Source organism: Thalassotalea nanhaiensis, from assembly GCF_031583575.1.
In the GTDB taxonomy this organism is placed as follows: Bacteria; Pseudomonadota; Gammaproteobacteria; order Enterobacterales; family Alteromonadaceae; genus Thalassotalea_A; species Thalassotalea_A nanhaiensis.
On the sequence record NZ_CP134146.1, the window covers coordinates 3,387,155 to 3,407,456 of the forward strand.

Annotated in this window: 21 protein-coding genes; 8 read left to right on the forward strand and 13 right to left on the reverse strand. The window is 40.5% G+C overall.

Features of this window, described 5'->3' with window-relative positions; genetic code table 11:
- Positions 1-8 precede the first annotated feature (8 nt).
- The 9 genes from ruvX to RI845_RS14660 form a co-directional block, all read right to left on the reverse strand.
- Positions 9-443 carry a Holliday junction resolvase RuvX gene (gene ruvX / locus RI845_RS14620; protein WP_348386906.1) on the reverse strand — a complete coding sequence of 145 codons (435 nt, stop codon included), beginning with the start codon at positions 441-443 and terminating at the stop codon, positions 9-11.
- A 147-nt stretch (positions 444-590) separates the two neighbouring features.
- On the reverse strand, positions 591-1,145 hold the full coding sequence (locus RI845_RS14625) for a YqgE/AlgH family protein (RefSeq protein ID WP_348386907.1): 555 nt from the start codon (positions 1,143-1,145) through the stop codon (positions 591-593).
- Positions 1,146-1,230: 85 nt separating this feature from the next.
- Positions 1,231-2,190, reverse strand: coding sequence for a glutathione synthase (gene gshB / locus RI845_RS14630; RefSeq protein WP_348386908.1), 960 nt, complete (start codon positions 2,188-2,190; stop codon positions 1,231-1,233).
- A gap of 57 nt (positions 2,191-2,247) precedes the next feature.
- Positions 2,248-2,979 (reverse strand): 16S rRNA (uracil(1498)-N(3))-methyltransferase, encoded by a 732-nt coding sequence (gene rsmE, locus RI845_RS14635; RefSeq protein ID WP_348386909.1) that lies wholly within the window; start codon positions 2,977-2,979, stop codon positions 2,248-2,250.
- A 201-nt stretch (positions 2,980-3,180) separates the two neighbouring features.
- On the reverse strand, positions 3,181-4,368 hold the full coding sequence (gene metK, locus RI845_RS14640) for a methionine adenosyltransferase (RefSeq protein WP_348386910.1): 1,188 nt from the start codon (positions 4,366-4,368) through the stop codon (positions 3,181-3,183).
- A 246-nt stretch (positions 4,369-4,614) separates the two neighbouring features.
- The gene (locus RI845_RS14645; RefSeq protein ID WP_348386911.1) at positions 4,615-5,091 is read right to left on the reverse strand and encodes an arginine repressor; all 477 of its coding nucleotides are present in this window, start codon (positions 5,089-5,091) and stop codon (positions 4,615-4,617) included.
- A gap of 183 nt (positions 5,092-5,274) precedes the next feature.
- A complete protein-coding gene (locus RI845_RS14650) occupies positions 5,275-6,342 on the reverse strand; it encodes an ACP S-malonyltransferase (RefSeq protein ID WP_348386912.1) in 1,068 nt (355 codons plus the stop codon).
- Positions 6,343-6,352: 10 nt separating this feature from the next.
- Positions 6,353-8,572 carry a dehydrogenase E1 component subunit alpha/beta gene (locus RI845_RS14655; RefSeq protein WP_348386913.1) on the reverse strand — a complete coding sequence of 740 codons (2,220 nt, stop codon included), beginning with the start codon at positions 8,570-8,572 and terminating at the stop codon, positions 6,353-6,355.
- A gap of 66 nt (positions 8,573-8,638) precedes the next feature.
- Positions 8,639-9,826 carry an acyl-CoA dehydrogenase gene (locus tag RI845_RS14660; RefSeq protein WP_348386914.1) on the reverse strand — a complete coding sequence of 396 codons (1,188 nt, stop codon included), beginning with the start codon at positions 9,824-9,826 and terminating at the stop codon, positions 8,639-8,641.
- Positions 9,827-9,979: 153 nt separating this feature from the next.
- Here RI845_RS14660 and RI845_RS14665 point away from each other — a divergent pair, with 153 nt between their 5' ends.
- On the forward strand, positions 9,980-10,816 hold the full coding sequence (locus RI845_RS14665; protein ID WP_348386915.1) for a LysR family transcriptional regulator: 837 nt from the start codon (positions 9,980-9,982) through the stop codon (positions 10,814-10,816).
- 15 nt (positions 10,817-10,831) lie between these two features.
- Here the strand turns inward: RI845_RS14665 and RI845_RS14670 are convergent, their stop codons facing one another.
- Positions 10,832-11,944, reverse strand: coding sequence for a PilT/PilU family type 4a pilus ATPase (locus tag RI845_RS14670; protein WP_348386916.1), 1,113 nt, complete (start codon positions 11,942-11,944; stop codon positions 10,832-10,834).
- Between the two features lie 13 nt (positions 11,945-11,957).
- Positions 11,958-13,001, reverse strand: a complete 1,044-nt coding sequence (locus tag RI845_RS14675; protein WP_348386917.1) for a type IV pilus twitching motility protein PilT — start codon at positions 12,999-13,001, stop codon at positions 11,958-11,960.
- Positions 13,002-13,037: 36 nt separating this feature from the next.
- Between RI845_RS14675 and RI845_RS14680 the strand changes: the two genes are divergently transcribed.
- From RI845_RS14680 to hemW, 6 genes are all read left to right on the forward strand, one after another.
- Positions 13,038-13,721, forward strand: a complete 684-nt coding sequence (locus RI845_RS14680; RefSeq protein WP_348386918.1) for a YggS family pyridoxal phosphate-dependent enzyme — start codon at positions 13,038-13,040, stop codon at positions 13,719-13,721.
- Between the two features lie 71 nt (positions 13,722-13,792).
- On the forward strand, positions 13,793-14,608 hold the full coding sequence (proC, locus tag RI845_RS14685) for a pyrroline-5-carboxylate reductase (protein ID WP_348386919.1): 816 nt from the start codon (positions 13,793-13,795) through the stop codon (positions 14,606-14,608).
- A 74-nt stretch (positions 14,609-14,682) separates the two neighbouring features.
- The gene (locus RI845_RS14690) at positions 14,683-15,231 is read left to right on the forward strand and encodes a YggT family protein (RefSeq protein ID WP_348386920.1); all 549 of its coding nucleotides are present in this window, start codon (positions 14,683-14,685) and stop codon (positions 15,229-15,231) included.
- 92 nt (positions 15,232-15,323) lie between these two features.
- Positions 15,324-15,767 carry a DUF4426 domain-containing protein gene (locus RI845_RS14695; RefSeq protein ID WP_348386921.1) on the forward strand — a complete coding sequence of 148 codons (444 nt, stop codon included), beginning with the start codon at positions 15,324-15,326 and terminating at the stop codon, positions 15,765-15,767.
- 97 nt (positions 15,768-15,864) lie between these two features.
- On the forward strand, positions 15,865-16,455 hold the full coding sequence (locus RI845_RS14700) for an XTP/dITP diphosphatase (protein WP_348386922.1): 591 nt from the start codon (positions 15,865-15,867) through the stop codon (positions 16,453-16,455).
- A 20-nt stretch (positions 16,456-16,475) separates the two neighbouring features.
- Positions 16,476-17,633: a radical SAM family heme chaperone HemW gene (hemW, locus tag RI845_RS14705; RefSeq protein ID WP_348386923.1), complete on the forward strand. Its 1,158-nt coding sequence runs from the start codon at positions 16,476-16,478 to the stop codon at positions 17,631-17,633.
- Between the two features lie 23 nt (positions 17,634-17,656).
- Here the strand turns inward: hemW and RI845_RS14710 are convergent, their stop codons facing one another.
- The gene (locus RI845_RS14710; RefSeq protein WP_348386924.1) at positions 17,657-17,875 is read right to left on the reverse strand and encodes a hypothetical protein; all 219 of its coding nucleotides are present in this window, start codon (positions 17,873-17,875) and stop codon (positions 17,657-17,659) included.
- A gap of 226 nt (positions 17,876-18,101) precedes the next feature.
- Here RI845_RS14710 and tadA point away from each other — a divergent pair, with 226 nt between their 5' ends.
- A complete protein-coding gene (tadA, locus tag RI845_RS14715) occupies positions 18,102-18,602 on the forward strand; it encodes a tRNA adenosine(34) deaminase TadA (protein WP_348386925.1) in 501 nt (166 codons plus the stop codon).
- A 253-nt stretch (positions 18,603-18,855) separates the two neighbouring features.
- Here tadA and mltF read toward each other — a convergent pair whose 3' ends face one another.
- The gene (gene mltF / locus RI845_RS14720; protein ID WP_348386926.1) at positions 18,856-20,286 is read right to left on the reverse strand and encodes a membrane-bound lytic murein transglycosylase MltF; all 1,431 of its coding nucleotides are present in this window, start codon (positions 20,284-20,286) and stop codon (positions 18,856-18,858) included.
- Positions 20,287-20,302: the final 16 nt, after the last annotated feature.

Below are 20,302 nucleotides of genomic sequence, written 5' to 3' on the forward strand. Positions count from 1 at the left end.
TAATACCGTTAATAGCCCATAAAACTTTCTAGAATAATTACGGCCGACTGGCAATCAACATTATCTTTTTGCAAATTTCGATAGCCGCCCTGCTCAAATAACTGCGCTTTTGCATCTGCCGTAGTTAAACGTTCGTCTTGCAAGTTGACTTCTAAACCAAAACGCCCTGATAAGCGTTTAGCAAACTTTTTTGCCCGCAGGGTTAATGGTTGCTCGCTGCCATCCATATTCAGCGGTAAGCCAACAACCAGCAGGTCGGGTTGCCATTCTTTGACGATTTTAGCCATGTCATCCCAATTTGGAATACCGTCTTTGGCTTTAATTGATTTTACCGGTGATGCACTGCAGGTGATTTCTTGACCAACGGCAATACCAATGTACTTGGTACCAAAATCAAACCCCAATAAGGTGCGTTGTCCTTGCGGTTTTATTGACTTTGCCATTAATGTTCCTTTGTTATTGTTTTATGCGTACTTAATAGGTAAATAGATCCTGAAACGAGTTCAGGAAATGTAGCTTTAATACCACTTCCTTAACTTGTTTGAGGATCTGCTGTTCGTTTCTAGTTTCTAGTTCCTAGCCCCTAATTTTTATGCATGCCCTACGTCACTGGATAAATGACCAAGGTCAATACCAAGCTTTTCTGCCGCTTTTTGCCAACGAAGCTCAACCGGTGTCTCAAATAAAATTTCTTTATCGGCTGGCGTCGTTAACCAAGAGTTTTCTTGTAGCTCTTTTTCTAACTGACCTGAGCCCCAACCTGCGTAACCTAAGGTAACGATAAATTGCTCGGGCGATTTGTCGGTCCCCAGGGCTTCAAGAATATCTTTACTGGTGGTGATCATGATGTCATTACCGAGTTCGAGCGAACTGTTCCAACCTGGTTGAGTATTGTGTAATACAAAGCCTCTGTCGGTTGAAACAGGGCCACCGGCTAATACGCGCTGGTTTAACTCATCGACTTCGATTTTATCTGCATCAATTTGAGCAAGTAACTCATTTAAGGTGATTCTTACTGGAATATTGATCACTAATCCCATAGCACCATCTTCGTTATGTTCACAAATATAGGTCACCGTTTTATGAAAATACGGATCCTTTAAGCTTGGCATAGCGATAAGCAATTGGTTTTCTAGACTTTCCATAGAGTATTCCATTATTTAATCACTTTATAAGTCGTCATACTTTATATAGACCGGTTAAACGCTCGTTTATTCAATATAAGCATGACTATTTATTATTCCGCTCAACTTGTTCTTCAATGGCATCCATCAACTTACCACTGATGTTAATTGGGTAAGCGGCCTCAATTTCACGGATACAGGTTGGGCTTGTCACATTAATCTCTGTCACTTTATCGCCAATAACATCTAAACCAACAAAGTATAAACCGCGTTTTTTCAACTCTGGCGCGATGGTTTCAGCAATTAACAAATCGCTTGCCGATAACGGTCTTGCTTCACCACGCCCTCCAGCAGCTAAATTGCCACGAGTTTCACCTTGTGCAGGTATACGCGCTAAACAATACGGCATTGGCTCGCCATTTACGATTAAGATGCGTTTATCGCCATCTAAAATCTCAGGCATGTACTCTTGTACCATGGCATACATACTGCCGTGGTTGGTTAGGGTTTCAATAATAACCCCAACGTTTGCCTCGCCAGGGCTCATTCTAAAAATAGATGAACCGCCCATTCCATCGAGAGGTTTGATGATCACATCGTTGTATTGTTGGTGAAACTCACGAATTTTTGCCGACGAACGAGTGACCAGTGTTCTTGGCGTTAGGTCGGCAAACCAGGCGGTAAATAGTTTTTCATTACAGTCGCGCAAGCTTTGTGGTTTATTTACCATTAATGTGCCTTGCTCTTCGGCACGTTCAAGCATGTAAGTTGCGTATATGTATTCGGTATCAAAAGGCGGATCTTTGCGCATTAATACGGCGTCTAAACTGGCCACTTCAATGTCTTCTGCATCGTCAAGCTCATACCACTTTTCAGCATTATCAAAGACAGTGACTTTAGCGGCATTAGCACGACAAACACCTTGATCTAAATACAGATCTTGCATTTCCATGTAATAAATTTCATAACCACGCTTTTGTGCTTCAAGCATCATTGCCATGCTAGAATCTTTTGCTACTTTAACCGTAGAAATTGGATCCATTACTATGCCAAGTTTAATTGTCATTTTTGTGTTCCTAACCTTTTGTTATTAAATAATGTAAATGGTGATTGTTAGTTTTAGCTAACTCAAATCGCCAAATTTACATTGTAAAGCCGTAATTGCTGTGAGTGCTGCTGTTTCAGTTCGCAACACTCTTGGACCAAGTAGTACTTCAGTATAGTTGGCATTACTGGCTTGTTGAATTTCTTCGTCAGTTAATCCACCTTCAGGGCCGATTAATAGTCGCACTCGATCACAACTTACTGGCAGCCCCATAATTGAATGCTCTGCTCTTGGGTGCAAGTTAATTGTTAATGCTTGTGTTGCCTGAGTGAGCCATTCTTGTAACGCCATTGGTTGCCTTACTTCGGGTACCACAGCTCGACCACTTTGTTCACAAGCGCTGATCACTATTTTTTGCCATTGTTGGCGTTTTTTTTCTAACCGCTCTGCGTTTAGTTTAACCCCACAGCGTTGAGTAAATAATGGCGTGATCGTATTCACTCCAAGCTCAACCGACTTTTGTAAAGTAAAATCCATTCGATCACCACGCGATATGCCCTGACCTAAATGGATATTAAGCGGTGACTCGTTATTACGAGCTACTTTATTAACAATATTTGCAGTGGCCTGTTTTTTACTCACATCGCTAAGGATTGCTTGATAGTCGCAACCATCGCCATTAAAAAACGTCACTTCATCGCCGGCTTTTAACCTAAGCACGCGTACCACATGACCAAACGCATCATCGGATAATGTTGCAGTACTATCGACCGAAAACGGTGTTGCTTGAAAAATTCTGGGATTGCTCATGACGCAAAAAATTACTCATATAAATCATTACTGTAAAGATAAGGGCTAAGGTGGGAATAAACAATAGGTGTCGAAAATTAAATAATTGGCTTATAAACTATTACGCTCGATAATTCACGCCAACTAAGTTCACGCCACTTTACAGTAGACACAAAAAGGCCAAGTAAAAACTTGGCCTTAGGGTATATGTTTTGGGTTAATTTATAAACCGGCAGCAATTCTTAATGTGGCTGCTTTATCAGTTTTTTCCCAACTAAACGCAGTAAAGGTGTCATCACCTACCGTCATTTCAAACGGGTCACGACCAAAATGGCCATACGCCGCAGTTTGTTGATACATTGGGTGTAATAAGTCTAACATTTTAGTAATGCCGTAAGGACGTAAGTCAAAGTTTTCACGCACCAACTTAATTAATGTATCTTCGTCTACTTTACCAGTACCAAATGTTTCGATAGAAATTGACGTTGGCTCTGCAACACCAATGGCATACGACACTTGAATTTCACAGCGTTCGGCTAAACCAGCTGCAACAATGTTTTTAGCAACATAACGGCCAGCGTAAGCTGCACTGCGATCAACTTTTGATGGATCTTTACCAGAGAATGCACCACCACCGTGACGAGCCATACCGCCATAAGTATCAACAATAATTTTACGGCCAGTTAAACCACAGTCACCTACTGGGCCACCAATAACAAAACGACCGGTTGGATTAATGAAGTATTTTGTCTCACTGGTAAGTAACTCTTCCGGCAAGGTATGTTTAATGATGTTTTCCATTACTGCAGCGTGTAAATCATCTTGAGAAATATCAGGATTGTGCTGAGTTGATAAGACTACGGCATCAATGGCAACAGGCTTGTTATCTTCATAGATAAAGGTTACCTGAGATTTAGCGTCTGGACGTAACCAAGGCAGTACACCTGACTTACGCATTTCAGCTTGGCGCTCAACTAAACGATGTGAATAATATAATGGTGCCGGCATTAATGAAGGTGTTTCATTGGTTGCATAGCCAAACATTAACCCTTGGTCGCCAGCACCCTGCTCTTCAGGTTTGCTACGATCTACGCCTTGGGCAATTTCAGGTGACTGCTGGCCAATTAAATTCATGATGCCACAAGTTTCACCGTCAAAACCAACGTCTGATGACGTGTAACCAATATCAGAAATCACTTTACGAGTTATGGTTTCAAGATCAACCCAAGCTTCAGTAGTTACTTCACCAGAGATAATAGCAACCCCAGTTTTAACCATAGTTTCACAGGCAACACGTGCGTGTTTATCTTTAGCAATAATGGCATCAAGGACTGCATCAGAAATTTGATCAGCAATTTTATCTGGGTGACCTTCAGATACTGACTCTGAAGTGAAGTAATGTTTAGTCATAATGTCTCTTAATCTTTAAATAACACGTAAATAGATTATGCTAAAAATTCAATTAGCGAAAAGTGAAATGGATCAAATAAAATCTATTTTTTACAATGAAGCGAATTCTACCTTGCTTTTAAAAATAAATCTACCTTTTTACGTCTAGATGGCTAAACGATAAATAAAGTAAAAAAAATAGAAGAATGTAGGGGGCGAGCAAATAAAGATAAAAAGCATCAATCGTTGGTTATATTTAGCAGAGCTCTACTGATTAAAATCTAACATGATGCTGATTGATTGCGCGATATTCTCAATTTGTTCAACATCAACTGGGGCAACAAAAATAGTATCATCGCCAGCTAATGTACCAAGTACACCAACAGACTCACCTTGTAAGTCCAACATTCTGGCGATCAGTGGTGCGCCGCCTATACCGGTTTTAATAATAATTTGCATATTATTATGTTTAATACTTAACACAACGGTATGAATGGCTTGTTTGGTTCTTGGCGCTGACAATTCATCTTGCAGTAAATAAACTATCTCGTTTCTAACATTACGTTTTTTAACCGCGCCCAGTTTAGTGAGCGTGCGGGAGATTTTTGCCTGGGTGATATTTTCGAATCCATATTTAACCAGCGCGGTAGCCAACTCGCCTTGCGAGCCATAACACTGTTCTCTGAGCAGTTTTTTAAATGCGATTAGGAAACTTTGCTCTTTGCTATTTCTGCTACTGGTCATATATTCAATTCGTTCTATCTGTTTTTTAATTTATACCAATTTGATTAAGTATGTGATCTACTTTTTCATAAGGAAAAACGGATAAATACAATGCATAAAATTTAGTGAGTAGTTATTCTTACTTATCAATTTTATAAAGCAGTAGTTATTCGTTTTAACTATTAAAAATGAGCAGATATTTAATCAACTTGGTATTACTACCTGTTTGCGTTGATCTGCCAAGCCCATAGCCAAAATAAATGGCTCAGTCTTTTGCAGACTTATAAAGTCTGCTTTACAGGTTAATTCCAGCCACTGCTGCTTGATTAAACTTTGCGCTACCGCACCGCCTAAGGTTGAACCCGGCCCTAAAATAATTAATTTATCAGGGGCAAACTCTTTCACCGCAACTTCAATGGCTTTGCTAAAATTATAAGGCGCAACGACTTGTGTGTCTAACGTATAATCATAAAGCTTGTCAGTATCTGCGCTGTAAGGCTGCCAAATTTGCCCTAAGCCATCGATAAGCGGAATGTCGGGCTTTGAAATTAAATCATTAGAAAGCAATGACTTGGCTTTAGCAGAAGTACCTTTTAACAAGGGCGTATGAAATGCCGCATGGTTAAATAAATTCATTGGGTATCTGTCTTGCACAACCGGCAGCTTAGCTTCCAACGCCGCCAAACCAGACTTATTACCGCCAAAAACAAGGTAGCCACCAAGATGAATAGAGATATGAACTTCATCTTCTACACTTTGATTCACTTCATCAAGCCATAGCTGTATTTGCTGAACTACGCTGCTGTCTTCTCGCCAGTTCTCATCGCTGATAGGGTAAATTAATTGACCACCAATAACCCCTTCAGTCATCATTGAGCCCATGGTATTGATTAACTCTATGGCAGCTTTAGGTTTTAACGCCCCAGCAACGGCCATAGCAATATACCAACCCATTGAGTTACCAGTAACGGCAACAATATCGTATTCGTCTTGATTAATGCTTTGGTAATCGGCCATTGCACAGGCATAAATAAGCGCAGATGCATTTTCCCCGGCGGTATGTTTACGCATGCTGTACTTTGTCATGGCATCCAGTTCACTAATGCCTTGCTGCCCTTGCTGCGTTCGATAGTCATCAATGATTTTAATAAGCTCGGGTTTATCTGCGTGTAGACGCTTTAGATAGCCAAGTTCTTCTTTATTGTACGTGCCTCGACCAGGGCAAATAACTACAGCTGTTTTTTTCTGTTTATTGATATTGTCTGTGCTCATAGATAGTCCCTTAGCTGTTTTTCATTATTGACGTTGCCGCAGCAACAATATCATCAAGAGCGGGGAGTACATGAAATGCAGCCAAGCCTAATGGAATAAAGCAATCACTGGCCGTTACTCGTACCAGTTCATTTTGTGTTGCAGGCCTAGCCGCTTGTTCATGAATCAAGGTAACCAGCGCTTCACTGATAGAACCAGTTTCTCGACATTCATCAACAATAAGCACATGCTTACATTGTTTAACCTGTTCAATAATTCCCTGCTCATCTAACGGTGCCAGCCAGCGTAAATCAACCACTCGACAACGAATACCTTGCTCAGCGAGGATCTTTTCAGCCTGACGAGAAAGAAAGTAGCCATTACCGTAAGATAAAATACAAATATCTTCACCTTCGCCATAAACACTGATTTGCTGATTAATTTCTGTGTCGTTTGCGTCTGGCAGTTGATAATTTGCGGTCCATAAACCATCGCCTTCCTGGTGCAAATCTTTGGTCATATACAATGCGATGGGCTCTAGAAATACCACAATACGTTGTTGCTCTTGTGCCAGTTTTACACAACTGCGCAACATTTCTACGCCGTCGCTGCCGTTGGATGGACAAGCAATAATTAATCCGGGAATATCTCGAAATACAGCAAATGAGTTGTCATTATGAAAATGGCCACCAAAGCCTTTTTGGTAGGCAAGCCCGGCAATGCGGATCACCATAGGATTGGTAAATTGACCATTTGAGAAAAACGGCAATGTGGCAGCCTCACCGCGAATTTGATCTTCAGCATTGTGTACATAAGCAAGAAATTGAATTTCAGCAATAGGTAAAAACCCATTATGAGCAAACCCTATCGCGCCGCCTAAAATTGATTGTTCATCAAGCAGTGTGTTGATCACTCGGTTATGACCGAAGCGATCAAACAACTTACTGGTAACATTGTACACCCCGCCTTTTTTACCAATATCTTCACCACACATAACGATGTTTTCATGCTCAGCCATTAAGTCCATTAACGTCCAGTTGAGTAACTTGGCTAAATGCTGCTTTTTGTTGAGGTTATGCTTTTCATGGGCGAACAATTGCTGGCGCTGTTCAGCACTAACTAACTGTTGATGAATATTTTCACGCGGCGGCGGGACAATGCTCATTGCGACTTGCTCTGCATTAGCTAGTTTTTCTTTACTGACCGCATGCTGAGAAATACTGGCAATGCGTTTGGCGCTGTCTTGATATAGTTTAATAATATCGGCACTTGATAAAATATTGTTTTCTATCAATATACGAGCACTATGCAATAGTGGGTCTTGGTACTCGGTTGCTTCAATATCAGCAACACTGCGATAAACAAATTCAGCATCAGAGCCCGCATGACCAAGTAATCGAACGGTTCTAACGTGTAAAAATACCGGTTTGCGCAGCTCGCGGGCAATTTTTTCTGCCTGCTTGGCTTTATGATATGTATCGACAATATCTAAACCATCACAATAAATATAATGCAGACCGGCTCGGTCTTTATAGTTAGCAGCAATCCAGCCCTCTGGGGTTGCGGTTGAAATACCTATACCATTGTCTTCACACACGAACACAATAGGCATTGGAATAGATTGATACGCTGCCCACGCTGTACAATTAAATGCACCTTGTGCCGTTGAGTGATTACTTGATGCATCACCAAAATTACAAATAACCACGCTGTCATCTGGCAATTCGCCGGTAAAGTTTAAGCGCTTTGCCAACGGTATACTGAATGCAGTGCCCATTGCTTTGGGTAAATGCGAGGCAATAGTGCTGGTTTGTGGTGGAATAGATAATGCTTTGCTGCCAAGTACTTTATGACGACCACCTGATATAGGATCATCTTTAGAGGCGGCAAAGGACAGTAACATATCGTAAAGTGACGTTTGCCCTGGCACTTGTTTCGCTCGTTGAATAACAAACGCACCACTGCGATAGTGCAAAAATGCCATATCGGTTGGCCGAAATGCTTTTGCATACGCCGCATTACCTTCATGACCGGCACTACCTATAGTGTAAAAACTTTGTCCTTGCTTTTGCATTACCCTAGATTGCAGGTCTAAATGACGACTCAGCACTTGGCTTTCAAAAATATCAATCACATCATTATCGCTTAATCCTACTTGCGACGGTGTGAGCTTGTTTGCTGTATTTGGAAAATTTTCAGTTTCAACAAGCCTGATAAAATTTTCTTTCACTATTTGATTACGATCTACCATGTATATTCCACGTTTTTAAGAGCTGTATTGTTTACTACTTTCCCCAAGTTGAGGTTGCTTTTGAGCTTAGAAAAACGCTTGAATACCAGTTTGTGCTCTACCTAAAATTAAGGCGTGTACATCGTGCGTACCTTCATAGGTATTTACTGCTTCAAGATTCATTACGTGTCGAATAATGTGGAATTCATCACTGATGCCGTTACCACCGTGCATATCGCGCGCCATGCGAGCAATATCTAATGCTTTACCACAAGAGTTGCGTTTCACCAGAGAAATCGCTTCCGGTGATAATGTACCAGCATCCATTAACCGGCCCACTTGCAAACAGGCAAATAAACCTGTGGTAATTTCAGTTTGCATGTCGGCGAGTTTCTTTTGAATAAGTTGGGTAGCCGCAAGAGGTTTGCCAAATTGGCTTCGGTCTAATGTATATTGACGCGCACCATGCCAACAAAACTCAGCGGCGCCTAAAGCGCCCCAAGAAATGCCGTATCTGGCTTTATTTAAACAGCCAAATGGTCCTGATAAGCCTTTTGCGTTTGGCAGCATATTTTCACTTGGCACAAACACTTCATCCATTACTATTTCACCCGTAATGGACGCTCTTAATGAAAACTTACCTTCAATTTTCGGCGCGCTTAAACCAGGCATGCCCTTTTCTAAAATAAAGCCGCGAATAACACCGTCAAGTTTGGCCCAAACAATAAAGATATCGGCAATTGGCGAGTTAGTGATCCACATCTTATTACCGGTTAATTGATAACCGCCTTCTACCGCTTCGGCGCGGGTAAGCATACTGGCAGGATCTGACCCTGAGTTTGGCTCGGTTAATCCAAAACAACCAATTAGCTCAGCCGTTGCCAATTTAGGCAGGTATTTCATTTTTTGCTCTTCACTACCGTAAGCGTAAATAGGATGCATCACTAGCGATGATTGCACACTCATGGCACTACGATAGCCACTGTCAACACGCTCTACTTCTCTGGCCACTAAGCCATAAGTAACATAATTAGCACCGGCACAGCCGTATTTTTCAGGGATAGTTGCACCGAGTAAACCAAGCTCACCCAGTTCTTTCATGATTTCAACATCGAATTTTTCGTGTCGGTTGGCTTCTAATATCCGCGGCATTAATTTGTCTTGGCAATACTGATGCGCAGCGTCACGAATTAATCGCTCTTCTTCAGACAATAATGAATCAAGCAGTAGTGGATCTTGCCAATTAAACGTTGGGCGATTAGTAGAACTAGACATGATAAAACCTCAAAAAATGTTAAAGAAATATTGCATATTGTTTGATAATAAACAAAACTAAGACAGAGTTAAAATATACATTTCCTTTACTAGGTATAGATAAAAGCTATATCTAAATATATGTTAAATACCCTAATTTTTTGATTGGTTGCTATGGATTTACGAAGTTTACAATACTATGTTGCAGTGTATGAAGAAGGCAGTTTTAGCGCCGCAGCTAAGCGCAGTTATGTGGCACAGCCGTCAATATCGGCAGCCGTTGCGCAATTAGAACAAACCCTAAGTTGCAATTTATTTGTCAGGCACGCACGCGGCGTTACCCCAACCGCGGCAGGTAACAAACTCTACCCATTAGCTAAAAAATTGCTCGGCCAAGCGAAAGCGATAAAGACCTTGTTTATTGAACAAGACAGTAAACAGCCATTCTATTTAGGGGTAACAAAAGGCTTAGGTGTGGCAAGGATGAGTGCCTTGTTGAAAGATTTTACCGCTTCAGTAGCATCAATGGAGCTTACTCTGGTACCGCATAATGAACAGTGTGATGCACGGGTCATTATTAAAGAAGAGCTGGCTGAAAATGAACATCATAAGTCGTTTTGGCAAGAAAACTACTTGCTCGCCGTACCGTACAATCATGTTTTATCTCTGCAAGACAATATTGCCTTGGCTGATTTTGATAATTTGGCTTTTATACAACGCTCACCTTGTAGCGCATGGCAATCATTACAAGATATTTTAACTCTGGAAGGGATCAGCGTAGATATTCGCGCCAACATTAAAACGATTGATTATGCGTTGGGTTTAGTAAGTGCCGGACTTGGTTGTGCTCTGGTACCAGCGCACCCGGAAATAGTCAGTAATTCAGAAATTGTATTTCGTCCTATTCAGGACTTGCAGTTAAAACGTGAAATTGTTTTAGCTTATCAGCAACCATCAAAGGTGATTAATAAACTAAAACAATTGGTCATGAAACATAGCAGCGTTACTTAGCCACTGAAGTACACACTAATCACCATCTAACGTAGCGCCTTTAAGGCCACCAATACCGGTTTGATCATTACTGCGAAGCTTGATCATTAAGCGTAAATCATTTGGTGAATCTGCATTATGCAAGGCATCGGTATAGCTGATCTCGCCAGCTTCGTATAAATCGAATAATGCCTGATCAAACGTTTGCATACCGAGTTCTCGCGACTTGGCCATCACTTGCTTAATATCACCGACTTCACCTTTTTTAATGAGCTCAGAAATGTATGGTGAATTAAGTAAAATTTCAATCGCAGCTTTACGACCTAAACCATCACGTGTTGGCACCAGTTGCTGAGCAACAATACCACGTAAATTCAAGGCTAAATCAAATTGCAGTTTTTCATGCTGCTCTGGCGGCACTAAATGCATGATACGGTCAATTGCTTGGTTCGCATTATTGGCATGCAGTGTGGCAATACATAAGTGACCAGTTTCAGCAAAGCTTAATGCGTGCTCCATAATATCCTGTGAGCGGATCTCACCAATAAGGATAACATCGGGCGCTTGACGTAATGAGCTTTTCAGCGCCGCATCAAAAGATTCAGTGTCCATGCCCACTTCGCGTTGTGTGATCATTGACTTGCCATGCTCATGTACAAATTCCACCGGATCTTCAATGGTAAGAATATGACCTCGAGCATTGCGGTTACGATAGCCGATAAGAGATGCCATTGATGTTGACTTACCAGTACCGGTACCACCAACAAACAATAACAAACCACGTTTTGACATCACCAGCTCTTTTAATACTGGTGGTAAGCCAAGCTTTTCAGTATCAGGAATGTCGGTAACAATTCGACGAATGACCATGCCAGGCATTTCACGTTGCCAAAATGCAGAAATACGAAAACGGCCAATGTCTTCCAGCGCAATGGCGTAGTTACACTCTTTGGTGTCAGTATATTCAGCAATATGTTTTTCGGTCATCGAACTATGTACCAGCTCTAATGCATCGTCAAAACTTAAGACCTTTTCATCAACCGGCTGTAATTCGCCATTAATTTTGGCACTGGCCGGAAGATTAACCGTGATAAACAAATCAGAGGCATCTTCCTTCACCATGGTTTTTAGTAATTGGTGTAAATACATCTAAATTTCCTACTTAGTAAACCTTAAACTGGTTTTTATCCGCTGCTTTATGCATTGCATCTTCACGGGTGATAAGGCCACGGCTTAATAAGTTTTGTAAACATTGATCCATGGTTTGCATGCCGTGTGACATGCCGGTTTGAATTGCAGAATACATTTGCGCAATTTTATCTTCACGAATTAAGTTACGAATGGCAGGTACACCGATCATGATTTCATGGGCAGCGACTCGACCACCGCCAACTTTTTTGATTAGCGTTTGCGATATTACCGCACGAAGTGATTCTGATAACATGGAGCGAACCATGTCTTTTTCTTCACCAGGGAATACATCAACAATACGGTCAATGGTTTTTGGTGCAGAGGTAGTATGTAGGGTACCAAATACTAAGTGACCAGTTTCTGCCGCGGTCATTGCCAGGCGAATGGTTTCCAAATCACGCATTTCACCAACAAGTATTACATCTGGATCTTCACGAAGCGCCGAGCGTAATGCGTTGTTAAAGCTTAATGTATCGCGATGTACTTCACGTTGGTTAATTAAACACTGTTTATTGTCATGAACAAATTCGATTGGATCTTCAATGGTTAGTATGTGATCGCGTTTTGATTCATTAATGTAATCGACCATCGCCGCCAACGTTGTTGATTTACCCGAACCTGTTGGACCGGTTACTAATACCAGTCCACGTGGGTTTTCTGATATTTGACGAAATATATCAGGACAGCCCAACTCATCAAGAGATAAAATCTTACTTGGGATGGTACGAAATACCGCCGCTGGGCCGCGATTTTGATTGAATGCGTTAACACGAAAACGAGCTAAGTTTGGTACTTCAAAAGAGAAATCCACTTCTAGGTTTTCTTCGTACTCTTTTCGTTGACGATCGGTCATAATGTCATACACTAAACCATTAACGTCTTTGTCTTCTAACGGCGGGATGTTAACCTTACGTACGTCACCATCAACACGAATGGCCGGTGGCATACCAGTAGATAAATGTAAATCGGAAGCATTGTGTTCAACACTAAATGCTAAAAGTTCGGTAATATCCATAAAATCCCTAATTTATAATTGTTATAGAAATAAAAAATGATCAATATCGCTGACAACCTTAAGGCAATACACCAAGATATAATTAACGCCAGCAATAATGCCAATCGCTCATCTGTTGCCGTGAGCTTGTTGGCTGTAAGTAAAACGAAACCTGTTAGTTTAATTCAACAGGCGTATGATGCCGGACAGCGCCATTTTGGTGAGAACTACGTGCAAGAAACCGTTGAAAAAGTACAGCAACTTGCCCATTTAACTGATATCACCTGGCATTTTATTGGCCCTATTCAGAGCAATAAAACCCGACAGATTGCTGAAAATGTTGATTGGGCCCATTCGATAGACCGGATAAAAACAGCAAAACGCCTTAATGAACAACGTGATAGTAACATTATCCCGTTAAACGTTTGTTTACAAGTGAATATTAGTGGTGAAGAAAGTAAATCGGGAGCAAAAATTAGTGAAGTTACCGAGTTAGCTGAATTTATAAACAATTGCCCCAATTTAGCCCTGCGCGGATTAATGGCGATACCGGCAAAAGGTGATGATGAAGTAACCAAGCAAAGCTTTATTAAGATGCAAACCTTGTTTAATCAATTGCAGCACCAATATCCTAGTGTAGATACCCTGTCAATGGGGATGAGTAATGATATGACCATCGCCATTGACTGCGGCAGTACGATGATACGCGTTGGTACTGCAATATTTGGTGCAAGAGAATAGAAGCTAGAAACGAAATAAACCGGCGCACTAGCGTCGTCCTGAACTCGTTTTAGGAGCTAAGAGGAAATAAAATGAAAAAAGTCGCATTTATTGGTGCAGGTAATATGAACAGCTGCATTTTGGTTGGCATGGTTAACCAAGGTTTTAATGCACAAGACATAATGGTCACTAACCCAAGTGCTCCTAAACGTGAAGCACTAGCTGAGCAATATGGTATACATCAAAGTTCAGACAATATCGCTGCTGCCAATTTTGCCGATGTTATTGTCTTAGGCGTAAAACCACACCTTATTAAGCAAGTTTGTGCTGAAATAGCCAGCCAAATAGACATTACCAATAAGTGTTTTATCTCGGTAGCTGCAGGTGTAAGCCTGGCGCAAATGCATTCTGTTTTAGGTAAATCTGCAACCATTATTCGCTGTATGCCGAATACACCTTCGCAACTTGGTTTAGGCATGACAGGTATGTTTGCCGATGCGTCAATAAAAAGCAATATTAAAGAATTTGCCGATCAACTTTTAGCCAGTGTCGGCAAGGTTCACTGGGTAGCTAATGAAGAGGAGATAGATAATCTCATCACCGTTTCAGGCTCAGGTCCGGCTTACTTTTTTGCGTTTATGGAAGCAATGCAGCGTCAAGCTATGGCGTTTGGCTTTAGTGAACAAACCGCCAGAGAATTGGTACAACAAACCGCTTTAGGCGCAGCACAAATGGTTGTGCAAAACCAGGATGATATATCAACACTGCGCGAAAATGTTACCTCAAAAGGTGGTACAACTCATGCGGCGCTGATGACATTTAAAGAAGGTGGTTTAGATACTCTGGTAAGCGATGCGATGAAAGCGTGTAAAGCAAGGGCGATCGAAATCACAGAAAGTAACAACTAGTTTTAACCACTTCAGTCATCTTAGTATATGATTGAACAGATTCATTTTTTTATAAGCTTTTTTATGGAGTATTCATGGAAGCATTAGTGTATTTGCTAAATTTTGTTTTTGATGCCTATTTAATGATTTTGGTATTAAGAGTTTGGCTACAAGCGGTGCGAGCCGATTTTTACAACCCATTTAGTCAATTTGTGGTGAAAGCAACCAACCCTGTTGTGATCCCATTTAGAAAAATTGTACCTGGTTTTGCCGGTATCGATATGGCGACATTATTGGTTGCCTTTATTATCGCTTGTTCAAAATATTCGGTGTTGGCGCTAATTGGCGGCCAAGCTATCGAAGTAGTGTCATTGCTGTTTATCAGCTTTCTATTTTTGATCAAACAAAGCGGTACGTTATTGTTTGTGATCATGTTGGTTATGGCATTAATGAGTTGGGTAGTACAAAGCCGCAGCCCAGCACAAATGGTGTTTCATCAGTTAACCGAACCATTCTTGCGCCCTATTCGCCGTATAATGCCTGATTTGGGCGGCATAGATTTGTCGGTCTTGGTGGCATTTTTGGCACTGAATGTGATCAATATTTTTATCGGTAGTTTGATCCCAATTTGGCACTACCTGTAAGCTAGTTGATAGTTAGTCGGTCTATTTCTATAGAGCGACTATAATTAACGTTGTTGGCACTTATTTAAGCCACAACCTACAAGAGAGGGGTTATGTTTAAATCCATCACAAATTATCTATTATTAATTTTTACAGTGCTAGGTGTTAGCAACGTTGCTAATGCTGAAAACATGAAAAAATTTGATGCCTTAGAAGTTCATTACATTGGTCTCCCAACGACAGTTTTACAACCTGATATTGCTAAAAACTATGGTATTGAACGCAGTCGCTATCGCGGTTTTGTTAATATTTCAGTGCTTGATACCAGCAAAGATGGCAACCCTGCTTTGAAGGTTGGCATTTCTGGCAAGGCAACAAACTTAATTGGTCAACCAATGACGTTAGAGTTTGAAGAAATTAAAGAAGGCAGTGCCATTTATTACATTACTACAGTGAAATATCCAAATGATGAGCTTTATCGATTTGATATTTTAATCAACAATAATGGTAAGGAACATCGCCTCAAATTTGAACAAAAGTTTTATGTTGACCAATAATCGATAAATCTTTTTTCAGGTTCAATAAAAAAGCGGTACAATACCGCTTTTTTAATATCTAACCCTTTTTCATTTTCAATATTCACGGTAGTCATTTATGAACAAAATCGTTTTAGCCACAGGTAACAAAGGCAAAGTAAAAGAATTTTCTGAAATCCTAAGCGCACATAACTTTGAAATAGTGCCGCAAAGCGATTTTAACGTACCCGAAGTTGCTGAAACAGGGACTACGTTTGTTGAAAATGCCATTATAAAAGCTCGCCATGCAGCAAAGATAACCGGCTTACCGGCGATTGCAGATGACTCGGGATTAGAAGTTGATTTTCTTAAAGGTGCACCGGGCATTTATTCGTCTAGGTATGCTGGCGAAAACGGTAATGACAAAGCCAATAATGCTAAATTATTAGCCGCCTTAGACGGTGTTGAAGCATCAAAACGTACTGCTCGCTTTCAATGCGTTATTGTATTTATGCGCCATGAGGATGATCCTACGCCAATAATTTGTCAAGGCAGTTGGGAAGGCGAAATAACCACAGAAAAACATGGTGAGCATGGTTTTGGTTATGATCCTTTATTTTGGTTAAGCGACCATGACATGACGTCTGCACAATTACCCAGAGAGCTGAAAAACCAATTAAGCCATCGTGGTAAAGCATTAGCAAAATTACTTGAAAACTTTACCGTTTAACAATAACTGAGATCGCCACCTTGTTAATATCGCCACCATTATCACTTTATATCCACATCCCTTGGTGTGTGCAAAAATGCCCATATTGTGATTTTAATTCGCATGCATTAAAAGCCGATATTGACGAACAAGCATACATTCGCCATTTACTTGCCGATTTGGATGCCGATATTGCGCGCTTTAACATTGACCGCCCGTTGTATTCCATTTTTATTGGTGGAGGTACACCAAGTTTGTTCAGTAGCGCAGCTATTAAGCAGTTACTTGATGAAGTGTTTAAACGTTTTAAGCCTGATCCGGACCCTGAATTTCAAGTTGAAGTTACCTTAGAAGCAAACCCTGGCACAGTTGAAGCAGAAAAATTTAATGGTTTTTATCAAGCTGGGGTTAATAGAATTTCTATTGGCGTGCAAAGCTTTGCCTCTGATAAATTGATCAAACTTGGCCGCATTCATGACAGTGAACAAGCAGTTCGTGCTGCACAAATTGCCCAAGACTGTGGGATAAATAGTTTTAACTTAGATTTAATGCACGGTCTTGAACAGCAATCGATTGAAGGTGCTTTGGATGATTTAAAGCAAGCGATTGCATTAAAGCCTAAGCATTTATCTTGGTATCAATTAACCATAGAGCCAAACACTTCATTTTATTCAAAACCGCCTACCTTACCCGAAGATGATGTTTTGTGGGATATCCAAGAGCAGGGTTTTAAGTTACTGGCCAGCGCAGGTTATAAACAATACGAAATATCAGCGTTTAGTACAGGTGAAGAATATCAATGTCAGCATAACCTTAACTATTGGCAAAATGGTGACTATTTAGGTATTGGCTGTGGTGCACACGGCAAAATTTCTATACCGACTGAAAACCAGATTTATCGAACAGTAAAAGTGAAACATCCAAAAGGCTATATGGATGATGAGCGAGAGCATCTTGATCAGATACATACAGTGCCCGATGCAGAGCGCCCTTTTGAATTTATGATGAACCGACTGCGCTTGTTTAAACCATTTAGCTTAGATGATTTTGAAGCCGCCACAGGGCTATCACGCGAGACGGTTATTGACCCGTTGCAAACAGCCAAAAATAAAAAACTCGTTACTGAAAACAATGGTTATTGGCAAGTAAGTCATTTTGGCCATCGCTACCTTAATGATTTATTGAGTTTATTTTTATAAGCTATATGCGGTTCTTGGTACGCTTATAAATCATCAATTTCTTGTTTTAAATCATAACCTTTATCGGTGACTATTTTTTCCAGTGTTGCTACGCGCTGCTTTAATGCTGTTAATTCTTGATCAATTTCTGATTGTTGTTTTGTCGTATTTTGACTGTTTGCCTGTATTTTTTGGCGCTGTTTTAAAAACTCAAAAATTCCTAAACAAACAACGACAATGATGACAAATTCGAAAATGTGCATATAAACTCCTTTATAAAATAGAATGCTATATCAACAAGTTGTTATACTACTCAACTGAGCACTATAGTTAAAACCTTGGCTAATAATAAAATAAGCAATTATTAAACCAATACAAAAAACACTATTTAAACAATCGGTTACTAAATAAGATAACCTAAAATAAGCTTTATTGTGTACCAAACTAACCATAAAGTAAGCAAATTAACTAAAGAATAATCCAAATTAGATGAACAACGACGAACAAGTACAACAACACACTGATGAGCGCTTTATGCGTCAAGCTATTTTGCTGGCTGAAAAAGCAGAAGCCGAAGGTGAAATTCCTGTTGGAGCTGTTTTGGTGTGCAATGGCGAAGTGATTGCCCAGGGCTGGAATCAGTCAATACAGTTACACGACCCTTCTGCCCACGCGGAAATGCAAGCAATACGAAAAGCCGGTCCTAATATGGAAAACTACCGTATGCTTGATTGCACCTTATACGTCACATTAGAGCCCTGCCCTATGTGTGCCGGATTATTAGTACATAGTAGAGTAAAGCGCTTAGTATTTGCCGCCAGCGATTTAAAAACCGGCTCATGTGGTAGCGTATTTAATTTGGCCAACAATGAAAAGTTGAATCATCAGGTTGAAATAACATCTGGGGTTCTAAAAGAAGAGTGCAGCACCATGCTTTCTGCATTTTTTAAACGCAGACGCAAAGAGAAAAAAGCAGAGAAATTAGCGTAATACTTAACCTGGGTTTTAACTCAGGTTATTTACTTTATCTTTTCACCATTCAATAACACCACTCTAAAAAACACTCGATAACGACTGTTTACTTTACGGTTGCAGGATTTTAAAAGGCGGCGGCGTTGGTTGTTTTTACAAGATCTAGGACGCATAGTTAATACTTTCGCTATATTTTGTTGCAAATATACGGTCATACATGACTGTTATTTACTTATTATTATTATTAAATGCCAATGCTATTAAAAGTTGATTAATTAACATCAGCACTACTTTCTTCTACAACGGGTTCGGCTTCGATTTCAATACTTTTATCTTTTTCTAAAAATAACAGTGTGTCGTAGTAAGCGCGAATATTTTCAACGTAACGTACCGGCTCATCACCACGAGCATATCCGTACTTAGTATTTTTATAATATTTGCGCTGCTTTAACAAGGGTAAAGATTCTTTAACGTCTACCCAACGATCAGGGTCGCCACCTCGACGCTCTGTGATCACCCGCGCATCTTCCATATGTCCCCAACCTACGTTATACGCAGCTAAAGCAAACCACTTACGATCTGGATTTTTTATTCGTGCTGGAATACGGTTTATTAGCTGTAAGAAATACTTGGCGCCACCTTTGATACTTTGTTCAGCATCAAGCCTGCTTTTAACGCCCATTTGCTTAGCGGTTGGCAAGGTCAACATCATCATGCCTCGCACGCCGGTATATGAGCGAGCATGAGGTTCCCAATGAGATTCTTGATAACTAATTGCCGCTAGAAAGCGCCAGTCCATGTCGACACCATGGCGTTCAAATAAAGGTCGATATTTTGGCAGTTTAGTTTCTACCGCTTTGATAAATGTACGAGTATCAACATAATTAAATTCTTGAATATGTCCATAATACTTATCTTCAAGCGTTAAAATTGTACCGTCATGATGGGCCTCGCCAAAGAACTCAACCAATGAAGCAAGTAAAGCATCATCGCCTTTTTTGCTTAACATCCAGGCGATAGGTTTTGGTTGCTGAATGGTAAAAGCAACACTGATTTCGGGATAATAACGGCGGTTAATCGCCAAGGTGTTACTGTCTGCAATGGTAAAGTCTATGCGTTCTTCGAGTACTTCCAGTAGTAGTTCATCTGCGTCAAATTCGTCGGTTACGGTCCAAGACAAATTAGGATGTTTGGCCTTCAGGGCTAGTAAGTTTTCAGCATGGCTGGAATGTTCGGCAACTTTTAAACTGCCGGAAAAATCTTCTATTTTACGAGGCCATTCACGGCCTTGTTTAAACACTAATTTTTGACTGATACTCGAATAGCTTGGTGTAAAACGATACTTGGTTAAGCGTTCAGGCGTCACCGACAAACCGGCGGCAAGGATATCTACTTCACCATTGTCAATTTTAGGAAATAACTCATTTAAGGTATAACTTGGCACTATTTCTAACTCAACGCCCAACGACTCGGCATAAGCTTTAGCCAGTTCGTATTCAAAACCACGTGGCCCTGTAGCACCTAAATAGTAACTGTTAGGCCCAAATAAGGTGCCAACTTTTAACGTGCCGCGTTTCACAATTTGCTGCAAATTAGTTGGTTCATTATCAGAGGAACACGCTGTTAACAGAAAAATTGTAACGAACAATAAACTTGTTAAAGACGTTGCTATGTTTTTAAATTTATAGAGTATTTTTTTCATATCAATTTCATTGTGA

Excerpts from the sequence above, each read along its gene's own strand:
- RI845_RS14665 (WP_348386915.1), top strand. The coding sequence starts at position 9,980 with ATGGATTTACGAAGTTTACAATACTATGTTGCAGTGTATGAAGAAGGC.
- RI845_RS14695 (WP_348386921.1), top strand. The coding sequence starts at position 15,324 with ATGTTTAAATCCATCACAAATTATCTATTATTAATTTTTACAGTGCTA.
- RI845_RS14645 (WP_348386911.1), bottom strand. The coding sequence starts at position 5,091 with ATGACCAGTAGCAGAAATAGCAAAGAGCAAAGTTTCCTAATCGCATTT.
- metK (WP_348386910.1), bottom strand. The coding sequence starts at position 4,368 with ATGACTAAACATTACTTCACTTCAGAGTCAGTATCTGAAGGTCACCCA.
- proC (WP_348386919.1), top strand. The coding sequence starts at position 13,793 with ATGAAAAAAGTCGCATTTATTGGTGCAGGTAATATGAACAGCTGCATT.
- RI845_RS14655 (WP_348386913.1), bottom strand. The coding sequence starts at position 8,572 with ATGGTAGATCGTAATCAAATAGTGAAAGAAAATTTTATCAGGCTTGTT.
- ruvX (WP_348386906.1), bottom strand. The coding sequence starts at position 443 with ATGGCAAAGTCAATAAAACCGCAAGGACAACGCACCTTATTGGGGTTT.
- gshB (WP_348386908.1), bottom strand. The coding sequence starts at position 2,190 with ATGACAATTAAACTTGGCATAGTAATGGATCCAATTTCTACGGTTAAA.
- RI845_RS14650 (WP_348386912.1), bottom strand. The coding sequence starts at position 6,342 with ATGAGCACAGACAATATCAATAAACAGAAAAAAACAGCTGTAGTTATT.
- tadA (WP_348386925.1), top strand. The coding sequence starts at position 18,102 with ATGAACAACGACGAACAAGTACAACAACACACTGATGAGCGCTTTATG.
- RI845_RS14675 (WP_348386917.1), bottom strand. The coding sequence starts at position 13,001 with ATGGATATTACCGAACTTTTAGCATTTAGTGTTGAACACAATGCTTCC.
- mltF (WP_348386926.1), bottom strand. The coding sequence starts at position 20,286 with ATGAAAAAAATACTCTATAAATTTAAAAACATAGCAACGTCTTTAACA.
- RI845_RS14710 (WP_348386924.1), bottom strand. The coding sequence starts at position 17,875 with ATGCACATTTTCGAATTTGTCATCATTGTCGTTGTTTGTTTAGGAATT.
- RI845_RS14625 (WP_348386907.1), bottom strand. The coding sequence starts at position 1,145 with ATGGAAAGTCTAGAAAACCAATTGCTTATCGCTATGCCAAGCTTAAAG.
- RI845_RS14660 (WP_348386914.1), bottom strand. The coding sequence starts at position 9,826 with ATGTCTAGTTCTACTAATCGCCCAACGTTTAATTGGCAAGATCCACTA.
- RI845_RS14670 (WP_348386916.1), bottom strand. The coding sequence starts at position 11,944 with ATGTATTTACACCAATTACTAAAAACCATGGTGAAGGAAGATGCCTCT.
- RI845_RS14690 (WP_348386920.1), top strand. The coding sequence starts at position 14,683 with ATGGAAGCATTAGTGTATTTGCTAAATTTTGTTTTTGATGCCTATTTA.
- rsmE (WP_348386909.1), bottom strand. The coding sequence starts at position 2,979 with ATGAGCAATCCCAGAATTTTTCAAGCAACACCGTTTTCGGTCGATAGT.
- RI845_RS14680 (WP_348386918.1), top strand. The coding sequence starts at position 13,038 with ATGATCAATATCGCTGACAACCTTAAGGCAATACACCAAGATATAATT.
- RI845_RS14700 (WP_348386922.1), top strand. The coding sequence starts at position 15,865 with ATGAACAAAATCGTTTTAGCCACAGGTAACAAAGGCAAAGTAAAAGAA.